Origin of the sequence: Pseudomonas sp. A6, from assembly GCF_052367875.1 — a bacterium.
Taxonomy (GTDB): Bacteria; Pseudomonadota; Gammaproteobacteria; order Pseudomonadales; family Pseudomonadaceae; genus Pseudomonas; species Pseudomonas citronellolis.
In genome coordinates, this window is sequence record NZ_CP198970.1 from 5,017,347 (window position 1) to 5,028,225 (window position 10,879).

12 protein-coding genes are annotated in these 10,879 nt (G+C 67.1%); 5 read left to right on the plus strand and 7 right to left on the minus strand.

Annotated features, from left to right (window positions below):
- Positions 1-414: 414 nt before the first annotated feature.
- Together ACTWJ5_RS21875 and ACTWJ5_RS21880 are read right to left on the minus strand one after the other, a co-directional pair.
- A complete protein-coding gene (locus ACTWJ5_RS21875; protein ID WP_009623401.1) occupies positions 415-897 on the minus strand; it encodes a GAF domain-containing protein in 483 nt (160 codons plus the stop codon).
- Positions 894-1,787 (minus strand): ATP-binding protein, encoded by an 894-nt coding sequence (locus ACTWJ5_RS21880; RefSeq protein WP_444436546.1) that lies wholly within the window; start codon positions 1,785-1,787, stop codon positions 894-896. Before ACTWJ5_RS21880 ends, ACTWJ5_RS21875 begins: the two co-directional genes overlap by 4 nt.
- Positions 1,788-1,928: 141 nt before the next feature.
- On the opposite strand from ACTWJ5_RS21880, the gene ACTWJ5_RS21885 reads away from it, so the two are divergent.
- Positions 1,929-4,253 carry a hybrid sensor histidine kinase/response regulator gene (locus ACTWJ5_RS21885; RefSeq protein WP_256512034.1) on the plus strand — a complete coding sequence of 775 codons (2,325 nt, stop codon included), beginning with the start codon at positions 1,929-1,931 and terminating at the stop codon, positions 4,251-4,253.
- Between the two features lie 13 nt (positions 4,254-4,266).
- On the opposite strand, the gene ACTWJ5_RS21890 is transcribed toward ACTWJ5_RS21885, so the two are convergent.
- The 3 genes from ACTWJ5_RS21890 to msrB all read right to left on the minus strand — a co-directional run bounded on the left by ACTWJ5_RS21890 (position 4,267) and on the right by msrB (position 5,728).
- Positions 4,267-4,734, minus strand: coding sequence for a MarR family winged helix-turn-helix transcriptional regulator (locus ACTWJ5_RS21890; protein ID WP_256512036.1), 468 nt, complete (start codon positions 4,732-4,734; stop codon positions 4,267-4,269).
- Complete coding sequence (locus ACTWJ5_RS21895) at positions 4,731-5,216, minus strand: glutathione peroxidase (protein ID WP_074976895.1); 486 nt, start codon at positions 5,214-5,216, stop codon at positions 4,731-4,733. The genes ACTWJ5_RS21890 and ACTWJ5_RS21895 overlap by 4 nt, the downstream gene beginning before the upstream one ends.
- Before the next feature lie 110 nt (positions 5,217-5,326).
- Positions 5,327-5,728 (minus strand): peptide-methionine (R)-S-oxide reductase MsrB, encoded by a 402-nt coding sequence (gene msrB / locus ACTWJ5_RS21900; protein ID WP_116423669.1) that lies wholly within the window; start codon positions 5,726-5,728, stop codon positions 5,327-5,329.
- Between the two features lie 302 nt (positions 5,729-6,030).
- Here msrB and ACTWJ5_RS21905 point away from each other — a divergent pair, with 302 nt between their 5' ends.
- From ACTWJ5_RS21905 to htpX, 3 genes are all read left to right on the plus strand, one after another.
- Positions 6,031-7,242: a pyridoxal phosphate-dependent aminotransferase gene (locus ACTWJ5_RS21905; RefSeq protein WP_069866431.1), complete on the plus strand. Its 1,212-nt coding sequence runs from the start codon at positions 6,031-6,033 to the stop codon at positions 7,240-7,242.
- Between the two features lie 2 nt (positions 7,243-7,244).
- Positions 7,245-7,688 (plus strand): hypothetical protein, encoded by a 444-nt coding sequence (locus tag ACTWJ5_RS21910; RefSeq protein WP_444436547.1) that lies wholly within the window; start codon positions 7,245-7,247, stop codon positions 7,686-7,688.
- Positions 7,689-7,832: 144 nt separating this feature from the next.
- Entirely contained in the window at positions 7,833-8,720 is an 888-nt protein-coding gene (htpX, locus tag ACTWJ5_RS21915) for a protease HtpX (protein WP_009623413.1), read from the plus strand.
- A 36-nt stretch (positions 8,721-8,756) separates the two neighbouring features.
- On the opposite strand, the gene ACTWJ5_RS21920 is transcribed toward htpX, so the two are convergent.
- A complete protein-coding gene (locus ACTWJ5_RS21920) occupies positions 8,757-9,410 on the minus strand; it encodes a thiopurine S-methyltransferase (protein ID WP_261748135.1) in 654 nt (217 codons plus the stop codon).
- A gap of 98 nt (positions 9,411-9,508) precedes the next feature.
- A complete protein-coding gene (locus ACTWJ5_RS21925) occupies positions 9,509-9,700 on the minus strand; it encodes a hypothetical protein (RefSeq protein WP_074976901.1) in 192 nt (63 codons plus the stop codon).
- A 336-nt stretch (positions 9,701-10,036) separates the two neighbouring features.
- On the opposite strand from ACTWJ5_RS21925, the gene ACTWJ5_RS21930 reads away from it, so the two are divergent.
- Entirely contained in the window at positions 10,037-10,807 is a 771-nt protein-coding gene (locus ACTWJ5_RS21930) for a DODA-type extradiol aromatic ring-opening family dioxygenase (protein WP_444436548.1), read from the plus strand.
- Positions 10,808-10,879 lie beyond the last annotated feature (72 nt).

Sequence of the window (10,879 nt, forward strand, 5' to 3'; positions counted from 1 at the left end):
GCGGTTCGCGGATGAGATCCGCTCCTACGCCGCCCCACCCGCGCCATTCCCTTGTAGGAGCGCGCCCTGCGCGCGATTTCGCGGGCAGGGCCCGCTACTACAGGTGCGGGGAAACGCCGTGCCTCACGGAACGCATAGGGGCACGGAATCGAGCGAGCAGGCCTGCGGCCCCCTTACCCTAACCCTCTCCCAGAGGGAGAGGGGACCGTTCGGAGTGCGTTGGTGTTTCGGCGTTAGCCGGCTAGCACAGGGATCGCCGGCTGAAACCAGGTCTCCTCTCGGCACGGATTAGCCCCCTCTCCCTCCGGGAGAGGGCTGGGGTGAGGGGAAAGCCCGAGCACCGACGTCATTCCCCTGTAGGAGCGCGCCCTGCGCGCGATTTCGCGGGCAGGGCCCGCTCCTACAATTCGTGCCTCAGCAATCGGTCAGGCGCAGGAAGATCTCGGCCAGGCGCTCGATGCCGGCCTGGTCCTCGGCGCTGAAGCGGCCGATGCTCGGGCTGTCCAGATCGAGCACGCCGATCAGCCGGCCGTCCTTGACCAGCGGCACCACCAGCTCGCTGTTGGAGGCACTGTCGCAGGCGATGTGCCCGGGGAAGGCGTGCACGTCTTCCACCCGCTGCGTCTGGCGGGTGCGCGCCGCGGCGCCGCACACACCCTTGGCGAAGGGAATACGCACGCAGGCCACCTTGCCCTGGAACGGGCCCAGCACCAGTTCCTCGTCCTTGTTCAGGTAGAAACCGGCCCAGTTCAGGTCGCCCAGTTCGTGGAACAGCAAGGCGGCGAACTGCGAGGCGTTGGCGATGAAGTCGCGCTCGTCGGCGAACAGCGCTTCGGCCTGCGCCGCCAGCAGCGCGTAGCCACCCAGCCCGGCGCCGGTTTGTTGCAGGTCGATCATGGTTCTTCTCCTTCGAGCAATTGACGGCCCACCCACTGGCGGGCGAATTGATAGGCGCAGCGGCCGTTGCGGTTGCCGCGGCCGAGGGCCCAGCGGATGGCTTCCTTCTCCAGCGGCTCGTCCCAGGTAAAAGCCAGCCCCGACCTGCCGGCCAGCACCTCCACCCAGTGCCGCACCACGTCCAGGAAGTGCTCCTGGGTGAAGGGATAGAACGACAGCCACAGGCCGAAACGATCGGACAGGGCGATCTTGTCCTCCACCGCCTCGCTGGGGTGCAGTTCGCCGTCGACCATCTTCCAGTTCTCGTTGTCGCTCTGCTTCTCCGAGACCAGGTGGCGGCGGTTCGAGGTGGCGTACAGCAGGACGTTGTCCGGGGCCTGCTCCAGCGAGCCGTCGAGCACACTCTTGAGCACCCGGTAGTCGCCCTCGCCGGCGTCGAACGAGAGGTCGTCGCAGAACAGCACGAAGCGCTGCGGCAGCCCGTGCAGCTGCTCCACCACCCGCGGCAGGTCGGCCAGGTGGTCGCGCTCGATCTCGATCAGGCGCAGGCCGTCGCCGGCCAGCTCGGCCAACAGCGCGCGCACCAGCGAGGACTTGCCGGTACCGCGGGCGCCCCACAGCAAGGCATGGTTGGCCGGCCTGCCGGCGACGAACTGGCGGGTGTTGCGGGCCAGTTGTTCGCGCTGCCTGTCGACGCCGAGCAGGTCGTCCAGGCGTAGGTCGAGGCTCACCTGCAGCGCCTGCAGGTAGCCGCTGCGGCCATCGCGGTGCCAGCGGGCGGCCAGGCAGCGCTGCCAGTCGATGGGCTCGCGCATTGCTGGGAGCAACGGCTCCAGCCGGGCCAGCACGCTTTCGGCGCGGGCCAGGAAATCATTCAGACGGGAATCCACGGCTTTCTCCCAGGAATCTTCAGCGTAGCGACGCTGTCGTTCGGTCATGTCACTTGGATGGCATCGCCTCTGCCGACAGCCTGCCGGCTTGGGCTATGCTACGCGCCTGGAAAGCATTCTCGAGGCGAAGTACCGCACCTCATGGATATTGCGCTCACCCATCGCCTCTCGTTCAAGCAGGCCAGCCTGACGGTGCTGGTCGCCTTCATCCTCGGCACCCTGCTCAGCCTCATCCAGGTGGGCGTCGATTATGCCAGCCAGGACGCCTCCATCAACCGCGAAGTACGCGCCCTGCTGGACGTCAGCCACAACCCGGCGGCGCGCATCGCCTACAACATCGACGCCGAACTGGCCCAGGAACTGGTGGTGGGCCTGCTGCGCTCGCCGGCGGTGATTCGCGCGGAAATCATCGACAGCGCCGACGTGGCCCTGGCCAGCGCCGGCCGGCCGCCGGCGGAAAGCCGCCTGCGCCCGCTCAGCGACTTCCTCTTCGGGCACATGCGCGTCTACGAGGAGCCGCTGTATATAGAGCACCAACCCAAGGAATCCCTCGGCGTGCTGCGCCTGGAGATCGACACCTTCGTCTTCGGCAACGACTTCCTGCGCCGCGCCGGCATGACGCTGATCTCCGGCTTCGTCCGCAGCCTGCTGCTGTCGCTGATCCTCCTGGTGCTGTTCTACGGCCTGCTGACCAAGCCACTGGTGAGCCTGATCGAAGTGCTCGCCCGCCACGACCCACGCTCGCCCACACGCCTGCGCCTGCCCTGCCCCAGCGGCCACGAGCGCGACGAGATCGGCGTGCTGGTGGAGGTGACCAACCGCCAGCTCAGCCACATCGCCGTGGAGATGGAACAGCGCCGCGAGGCCGAGGACCGCCTGACCCGCTACCTGGCCGAGTTGGAGAACATAGTGGCGGCGCGCACCGCCGAGCTGAAGGCGGCCAACGCCCGCCTGACGCAGTCCAACCAGCAACTGGAGCGCGCCCGCCTCAACGCCCTGGACATGGCCCAGGCCCGCGCCACCTTCCTGGCCAACATGAGCCACGAGATCCGCACCCCGCTCAACGGCCTGCTGGGCATGCTCGGCCTGGCCCTGGACGGCCCGCTGAGCCCGGAACAGCGCCAGCAGCTGTCCATCGCCCACGACTCGGGCAAGGTGCTGGTGGACCTGCTCAACGACGTGCTCGACCTGTCCAAGTTCGAGTCCGGCCAACTGGAGCTGGAGAAAATCCCCTTCGACCTCGCCACCCTGGTGGAGGACACCGCCAGCCTGCTGTCACAGAACGCCGCCCCGGCGGTGGAGCTGACCTGCCTGGTCAGCCCCGACTTGCCTGCACAGCTGGAAGGCGACCCGACGCGGGTGCGGCAGATCGTCAGCAACCTGCTGTCCAACGCCCTCAAGTTCACCCGCCTGGGCCGCGTCGACCTGCGCGTCGAACCCTGGGAGGACGGCGTGCGCATCAGCGTCCGCGACACCGGCATCGGCATCGCCGCCGACGCCCTGCAGCGCATCTTCCAGCCCTTCACCCAGGCCGACGCCGGCATCACCCGCCAGTTCGGCGGCACCGGCCTGGGCCTGGCTCTGACGCGCAAGCTGTGCGAGGCCATGCAAGGCGAACTGAGCGTCAGCTCGCAACCGGGCCTGGGCAGCGAGTTCGCCGCGACCCTGCCGCTACACGCCCTGGGCCCCGCGCAAACGCTGGAGCCGTTGAGCGGCAAGGTGGTGGCGCAGTGCCCGGCCGGCAGCGGCCTGGCCGAACTGCTGCAGACCTGGCTGCCGCGCTGGGGCCTGGACTACCGGCGCCTGGACACCGACGCCAGCCTGCTGGGCGTGGAGCTGGACGTGTTGCTGTCCGACTGCCCGGACTGCCTGGTCGGCCTGCGCCAACATCTCAAGGACCGCCCGGTGCTGCTGGTCACCGCCTACGGCAGCTTCGTCGAAGCCGAACTGGCGCAGCAGTTGGCGCCCCTGCGCCAGCTGGCCCGCCCGCTCAGCCGCGCCACCCTGCACCAGGCCCTGCAGCAGGCCCTCCGCCGCCCGGCCACACCGGCCCAGCGTCAGTTGCCGGGCGAGGCCCCGGAGCAGTTCGCCGCGCGCGTGCTGCTGGTGGAAGACAACCCGGTCAACCAACTGGTGGCCAGGGGCCTGCTGCAGAAGCTCGGCTGCCGGGTGAGGGTCGCCGCGGATGGCCAGGAGGCCCTGGATGCCCTGGCCGAGGAAGACTTCGAGCTGGTGCTGATGGACTGCAACATGCCGGTGATGGACGGCTACGAGGCGACCCGCCTGATCCGCCAGGAACCGCGCTGGAAGGACCTGCCGGTGATCGCCCTGACCGCCAACGCCTTGCCCGACGAGCGCGAGCGCTGCCGCCTGGCCGGCATGGACGACTACCTGGCCAAGCCCTTCCACCGCGACGAGATGGCCGCAATGCTGGAGCGCTGGGCGCAGCCCCGGCTGAATGCCTGAGGCCGTCGGCGCTTCAGGATTCCAGCACCAGCAGTTGTCCGAGCAGGTCGTCCAGGCGTCCGCGCAGCTCGTCCATGGCGTCGAGGTCCAGGCCACTGGCGCACAGCAGAGCCTCGCGCAGCGGCGCCACCTTCTCGCGCAAGGCGATGCCCTCCCCGCTCAGGCCCAGGTGTACCTCGCGCTCGTCCTGCCGCGCCCGCCGGCGCTGCACCAGGCCGAGTTGCTCCAGGCGCTTGAGCAGCGGCGTCAGGGTGCCGGAGTCGAGCATCAGGCGCTCGCCCAGGGCCTTCACGGTCGGTTGCGCGGGCGGCTTGTCCTGCCATTCCCACAGCACCAGCATCACCAGGTATTGCGGGTAGGTCAGGCCGAGCGCGTCGAGCATCGGCCGGTAGCCGCGGATGATCGCCCGCGAGGCGGCGTACAGGCGGAAGCACAGCTGGTTGTCCAGCAGCAGCGCCTGTTCCGGTTCACGGCGGCTCATCGCAGCAGCGCTTCGATCTCGGCGGCGAGTTCCTCCGGCTTGGTCAGCGGGGCGAAGCGCTTGACCTGGCTGCCGTCGCGGCTGACCAGGAACTTGGTGAAGTTCCACTTGATGCCCTGGCTGCCCAGCACGCCCGGCGCGCGCTTCTTCAACTGCACGTAGAGCGGGTGGGCGCCGGCGCCGTTGACGTCGATCTTCTTGAACAGCGGGAAGCTGACGCCGAAGTTCAGCTCGCAGAACTGCGAGATCTCGCCTTCGTCGCCCGGCTCCTGCTTGCCGAACTGGTTGCAGGGGAAGCCCAGCACCACCAGGCCCTTGTCGCGGTACTTCTCCCACAGCGCCTCCAGGCCCTTGTACTGCGGGGTGAAGCCACACTGGCTGGCGGTGTTCACCACCAGCAGGGCCTTGCCGCCGAAATCGGCCAGGGTCTTCTGCTCGCCCTTGATGGTCGTGCAGGGGATATCCAGCAATGCGTCGCTCATGGAACCGGCTCCAGGAAAGTGGGAGCGATCAAGATAGCCCGCAATTAAATTGCACACAATTTATTTATATCGAAAAAAGGCCCGCCGACGACCGGCGGGCCTTGCGTCACTCAAGCCTCGTCGCGCGGCACCAGCTTCAGCGACGCCGAGTTGATGCAGTAGCGCAGCCCGGTCGGCCGCGGCCCGTCGGGGAACACGTGGCCCAGGTGGGCTTCGCAGGCTGCGCAGCGCACCTCGATGCGGTGCATGCCATGGCTGAAGTCTTCCAGCTCGGCGATGGCCTGCTTCGACACCGGCTGGAAGTAGCTCGGCCAGCCGCTGCCGGAATCGTACTTGGCGTCCGAGTCGAACAGCGCCGCGCCGCAGCACACGCAGTGATAGATGCCGGGGGTCTTGGTCGCGTAGTACTCGCCGGTGAAGGCGCGCTCGGTGCCGCCCAGGCGGCAGATGTGGAACTGCTGTTCGTCGAGCTCCTCGCGCCAGCTTTCCAGGGGCTTCTCGATCTTTTCCATCGCTGTACCTCGCAAGCTTGAAAAAAGCCCGTCCGCGCCCTTTCGCGGGAAACGGGCCGCACGTATGATGCGTGACGTCATCGTTGGATGCAGAATCTGCCGCACAAGGGATCATCGACGATAAAAAAGCCTTTTTATGGGCTTTTTTTCGTTCGTTTCTCCGTTAACCAGGCGTTTTTTCAGTTTCACCGCCAGGACGCGCGACATTCCGCACCTCGTATAGACGCCAGTCTGTCACCCGCGTTACAGCCTGCCAAGCCAGGGCCGGAGCGCGGGAACCTTCATTTCGGGAACGCCACATCATGCAGGTCAGCAAATCGAACAAGCTCGCCAACGTCTGCTACGACATCCGCGGGCCGGTGCTCAAGCACGCCAAACGCCTGGAAGAGGAAGGCCATCGCATCCTCAAGCTGAACATCGGCAACCCGGCGCCGTTCGGTTTCGAAGCCCCTGACGAAATCCTCCAGGACGTCATCCGCAACCTGCCCACGGCCCAGGGCTACAGCGACTCCAAGGGCCTGTTCAGCGCGCGCAAGGCGGTGATGCAGTATTACCAGCAGAAGCAGGTGGAAGGCGTCGGCATCGAGGACATCTACCTGGGCAACGGCGTCTCCGAGCTGATCGTCATGGCCCTGCAGGCGCTGCTCAACAACGGCGACGAAGTGCTGATCCCGGCACCCGACTACCCGCTGTGGACCGCCTCGGTATCGCTGGCCGGCGGCAAGCCGGTGCATTACCTGTGCGACGAGCAGTCCAACTGGTTCCCCGACATCGCCGACATGAAGGCGAAGATCACCAGCAACACCAAGGCGCTGGTGCTGATCAACCCGAACAACCCCACCGGCGCGGTCTACTCGAAGGAAGTGCTGCTGGACATCGTCGAACTGGCGCGCCAGCACAACCTGGTGATCTTCTCCGACGAGATCTACGACAAGATCCTCTACGACGAGGCCGTGCACATCTCCACCGCCTCCCTGGCGCCGGACGTGCTCTGCCTGACCTTCAACGGCCTGTCCAAGGCGTACCGGGTGGCCGGCTTCCGCTCCGGCTGGATCGCCATCTCCGGGCCCAAGCACAAGGCCCAGAGCTACATCGAGGGCCTGGACATCCTGGCCAACATGCGCCTGTGCGCCAACGTGCCGAGCCAGCACGCCATCCAGACCGCCCTGGGCGGCTACCAGAGCATCAACGACCTGGTGCTGCCCGGCGGCCGCCTGCTGGAACAGCGCAACCGCGCCTGGGAGCTGCTCAACGACATCCCCGGGGTCAGCTGCGTCAAGCCCATGGGCGCGCTCTACGCCTTCCCGCGCATCGACCCGAAGGTCTGCCCGATCCACAACGACGAGAAGTTCGTCCTCGACCTGCTGCTTTCCGAAAAGCTGCTGATCGTCCAGGGCACCGCCTTCAACTGGCCCTGGCCGGACCATTTCCGCGTGGTCACCCTGCCCCGCGTCGACGACCTGGAGCAGGCCATCGGGCGCATCGGCAGCTTCCTCGGCAGCTATCGTCAGTAACCATGGACCTGCATATCGACGACTTCTACAAGGACGCCGCCGCCGGGATGCTCCTGCTCTACCAGGCCTTCCCGCGCAAGATCGCCCTGTACGTGGAAGACCTCATCGGCCGCGAGGAGCACGACGAGTTCGGCCTGCCCAGCAAGCGTCACCAGGCCTGCCTGGGCGCGCTGCTGTGGCTGGCCGAGGAAGGCTACCTGCGCTACGACAGTTGCATCCGCCACGAAGCCCTGGACCAGGCCGTGCTCAGCGAAAAAGGCTTCCTGCGCCTGAGCCGCGCCCTGCCCCACGGCGCCGACGACGCGCAACTGCCCGCCAGCGTGCGGCGCCAGCAGGCCACCCTCGCGCAGCAACTGCGCGACGCGCTGACCGATGCGCACAGCGAACGCATCTCGCGCCTGGCCCGGCTACTCTTCGAATGTGCTGGCGTGGAAAAAGAGACATAGTTTGAAATAGTCCCCACGTTGAATCGCCTAGGGGCCGACCGTATATACCCCGCATAATCCAGCCCGGCCCCGGAGCGCGCACGCCCGGGGCACCGGCGCGCCCCTGCGCGCCGTGCGCCCAAGTCGCGAGGAGAAGTCTTACCCATGATGCGCATCCTGCTGTTCCTGGCCACCAACCTGGCGGTCGTGCTCGTCGCCAGCATCACCCTGAGCCTGCTCGGCTTCAACGGGGTCATGGCCGCCAACGGCGTCGACCTCAACCTGCAAGCGCTGCTGGTCTACTGTGCCGTCTTCGGCTTCGCCGGCTCGATCATCTCGCTGTTCCTGTCCAAGTGGATGGCCAAGACCACCACCGGCACGGAAATCATCAGCCAGCCGCGCACCCGCCACGAGCAGTGGCTGCTGCAGACCGTCGAGCAGCTCTCGCGCGAAGCCGGCATCAAGATGCCCGAGGTGGGGATCTTCCCGGCCTACGAGGCCAACGCCTTCGCCACCGGCTGGAACCGCAACGACGCCCTGGTGGCCGTCAGCCAGGGCCTGCTCGAGCGCTTCTCGCCGGATGAAGTGCGCGCGGTGCTCGCCCACGAGATCGGCCACGTGGCCAATGGCGACATGGTCACCCTGGCGCTGATCCAGGGCGTGGTGAACACCTTCGTCATGTTCTTCGCGCGCATCTTCGGCAACTTCGTCGACAAGGCGGTGTTCAAGACCGAGGAAGGCCGCGGCCCGGCCTACTACATCGCGACCATAGTCGCGGAACTGGTGCTGGGCATCCTCGCCAGCATCATCGTCATGTGGTTCTCGCGCCGCCGCGAGTTCCGCGCCGACGCCGCCGGCGCCCACCTGGCCGGCAGCAATGCGATGATCGCCGCGCTGCAGCGCCTGCGCGCCGAGCAGGGCGTGCCGGTGCACATGCCCGACAGCCTGACCGCCTTCGGCATCAACGGCGGCCTCAAGCACGGCCTCGCCGGCCTGTTCATGAGCCACCCGCCGTTGGAAGAACGCATCGAGGCGCTGCGCAACGCGCGCTGATGAAACAAGGGCGGCCCCAGGGCCGCCCTTCTTCTTTCAGTCCAAGTGCAGCCGGAACACCACTTCTTCCAGGCGCTGCACCCCGCGGTCGAGGAACTTCCAGTTCTCGCCCAACACGTCCAGGCGCTCCAGCTCCACGACCTGCCACTGCGCGAAGCGCTCCCTCACTTCATCCGCCAGCACCGCGAACGGCGGCCCGGACATCTGCTCCTGAGAGTATTCCAGGGTGACCAGCAGGCCATCCAGCGGCCGCGGCAGGATGGCGGACAGGTGCCGCGCGTAGTCCTCGCGCATGTCCGGCGGCAAGGCGATGAGCGCGGCGCGGTCGTAGAGCGCCTGGCAATCGGCCAGATGTTCGGCCGTCAGGTCGAAGAAGTCGCCCTGGAGGATTTCCACGGCGCCATGCCGGTAACAGCTCAGCGCACCCCGCTGCTCCACTTCGGGCTGCCAGCCCTGCTCGGCGAAGAAATCCTTCACCGCACGCTCGGCCAGCTCCACCCCCAGCACCCGGTAGCCCTGCTCCGCCAACCAGACCAGGTCGCGCGACTTGCCACACAGCGGCACCAGCACGCGCGCGCCCCTCGGCAGGGCCAGCGCCGGCCAGTGACGAACGAGGTAGGGGTTGACCTCGGCGAGGTGGAAACCGATTTCGTTGCGCGACCAGCGCGCCTGCCAGAAGTCTTCGTGCATGGGCTCCATTCCTGCTGCGGTGCAGGCCGGATTGCCTGCACGGAATCGGCGGAGCGGCTCCGCCGGATGCCCATGATCGCCCAGCCGGGCGTCTGCCGCTAGCGACCGCGCAGCAACGCCGGCCGCAGCGGCCAGTGCAGCCAGCCATGGCGTTCGGCCTGCTCGCGCTGCTCGACCACCCCCAGGCTCACCCGCCCCGCACGGATGCGGCGGACGATGAGTTCGGTACCGTCGGCGAGCACGAAACGATCGCCTTCCCGAAGGATCAGCTCTTGCCTGAAGGCTTGCATGGATGGAACCTCGAACGCTGGAAACGACGACTGCACTGCGGGGCGCGCAGTATCCTCGCCCCCGCTCCTCCGCCAAAGAGACGCAGGCCGCAACTTGCTGTGGCTCTTTTCCGAGAATAGTTGGCTTTGCGACGCAGCCGGCAAAAACACCTCGGCAACCGCCACCACCCAGAACAGTCATGGGTTGGAGCGGCCAGTGGCCATCCAGGTTCCACCCGACCGTCGGCTCGGACACAGCCTAGCGGAATCGAATTAACGGATAGTTATGGTCGAAAACCTATACTGGATTTCGATTTATCCCAGCGGGAACATAACGCCATTCCCTGGAGGTGTTTCATGCTCCCTACCCTGTTCATATCCCACGGCTCCCCCATGCTGGCGCTGGAACCCGGTGCCAGTGCGGCGCCACTCAAGCGCCTGGCCAGCGAACTGCCCCGGCCGAAGGCGATCCTGGTGGTATCGGCGCACTGGGAAACGCCGGACCTGCGCGTCACCGCCAGCCCCCGACCAGACACCTGGCACGACTTCTACGGCTTCCCCCGCGCCCTCTACGAGGTCCAGTACCCCGCGCCCGGCGCCCCGGAACTGGCCCAACGCGTCGTCGAACTGCTGGCCAGCCAGAACATCCCGGCCAGCCTGGACGTCGAGCGGCCACTGGACCACGGCGCCTGGGTGCCGCTGAGCCTGATGTACCCGGCCGCGGACATCCCGGTGCTGCAGCTGTCGCTGCCCAGCCGCCTCGGTCCGCGCCTGCAGGACCACGTCGGCAAGGCCCTGCGCCAGTTGCGCGAGGAAGGCATCCTGCTCATCGGCTCGGGCAGCATCACCCACAACCTCGGCGAACTGGACTGGCACGCCGGCCCCGACGTGGTCGAACCCTGGGCCCAGGCCTTCCGCGACTGGATCGTCGAGAAGCTGGCGAGCAACGACGAAGCCGCGCTTTTCGACTATCGCCAGCAGGCGCCGTCGGCAACGCGAAACCACCCCAGCGACGAACACCTGCTGCCGCTGTACTTCGCCCGCGGCGCCGGCGGCCCCGCCATGCACGTCGAGCACGCCGGCTTCACCCTGGGCGCGCTCGGGATGGATATCTACCGCTTCGGTTGAGTCTCGCCACGGCGGGAAGGATAGGGCAGTCCATGCGGCTATGGCGGTGGGTATCGCTTCGCTCAACCCATC

Excerpts from the sequence above, each read along its gene's own strand:
- ACTWJ5_RS21875 (WP_009623401.1), bottom strand. The coding sequence starts at position 897 with ATGATCGACCTGCAACAAACCGGCGCCGGGCTGGGTGGCTACGCGCTG.
- ACTWJ5_RS21885 (WP_256512034.1), top strand. The coding sequence starts at position 1,929 with ATGGATATTGCGCTCACCCATCGCCTCTCGTTCAAGCAGGCCAGCCTG.
- ACTWJ5_RS21890 (WP_256512036.1), bottom strand. The coding sequence starts at position 4,734 with ATGAGCCGCCGTGAACCGGAACAGGCGCTGCTGCTGGACAACCAGCTG.
- ACTWJ5_RS21895 (WP_074976895.1), bottom strand. The coding sequence starts at position 5,216 with ATGAGCGACGCATTGCTGGATATCCCCTGCACGACCATCAAGGGCGAG.
- msrB (WP_116423669.1), bottom strand. The coding sequence starts at position 5,728 with ATGGAAAAGATCGAGAAGCCCCTGGAAAGCTGGCGCGAGGAGCTCGAC.
- ACTWJ5_RS21905 (WP_069866431.1), top strand. The coding sequence starts at position 6,031 with ATGCAGGTCAGCAAATCGAACAAGCTCGCCAACGTCTGCTACGACATC.
- ACTWJ5_RS21910 (WP_444436547.1), top strand. The coding sequence starts at position 7,245 with ATGGACCTGCATATCGACGACTTCTACAAGGACGCCGCCGCCGGGATG.
- htpX (WP_009623413.1), top strand. The coding sequence starts at position 7,833 with ATGATGCGCATCCTGCTGTTCCTGGCCACCAACCTGGCGGTCGTGCTC.
- ACTWJ5_RS21920 (WP_261748135.1), bottom strand. The coding sequence starts at position 9,410 with ATGCACGAAGACTTCTGGCAGGCGCGCTGGTCGCGCAACGAAATCGGT.
- ACTWJ5_RS21925 (WP_074976901.1), bottom strand. The coding sequence starts at position 9,700 with ATGCAAGCCTTCAGGCAAGAGCTGATCCTTCGGGAAGGCGATCGTTTC.
- ACTWJ5_RS21930 (WP_444436548.1), top strand. The coding sequence starts at position 10,037 with ATGCTCCCTACCCTGTTCATATCCCACGGCTCCCCCATGCTGGCGCTG.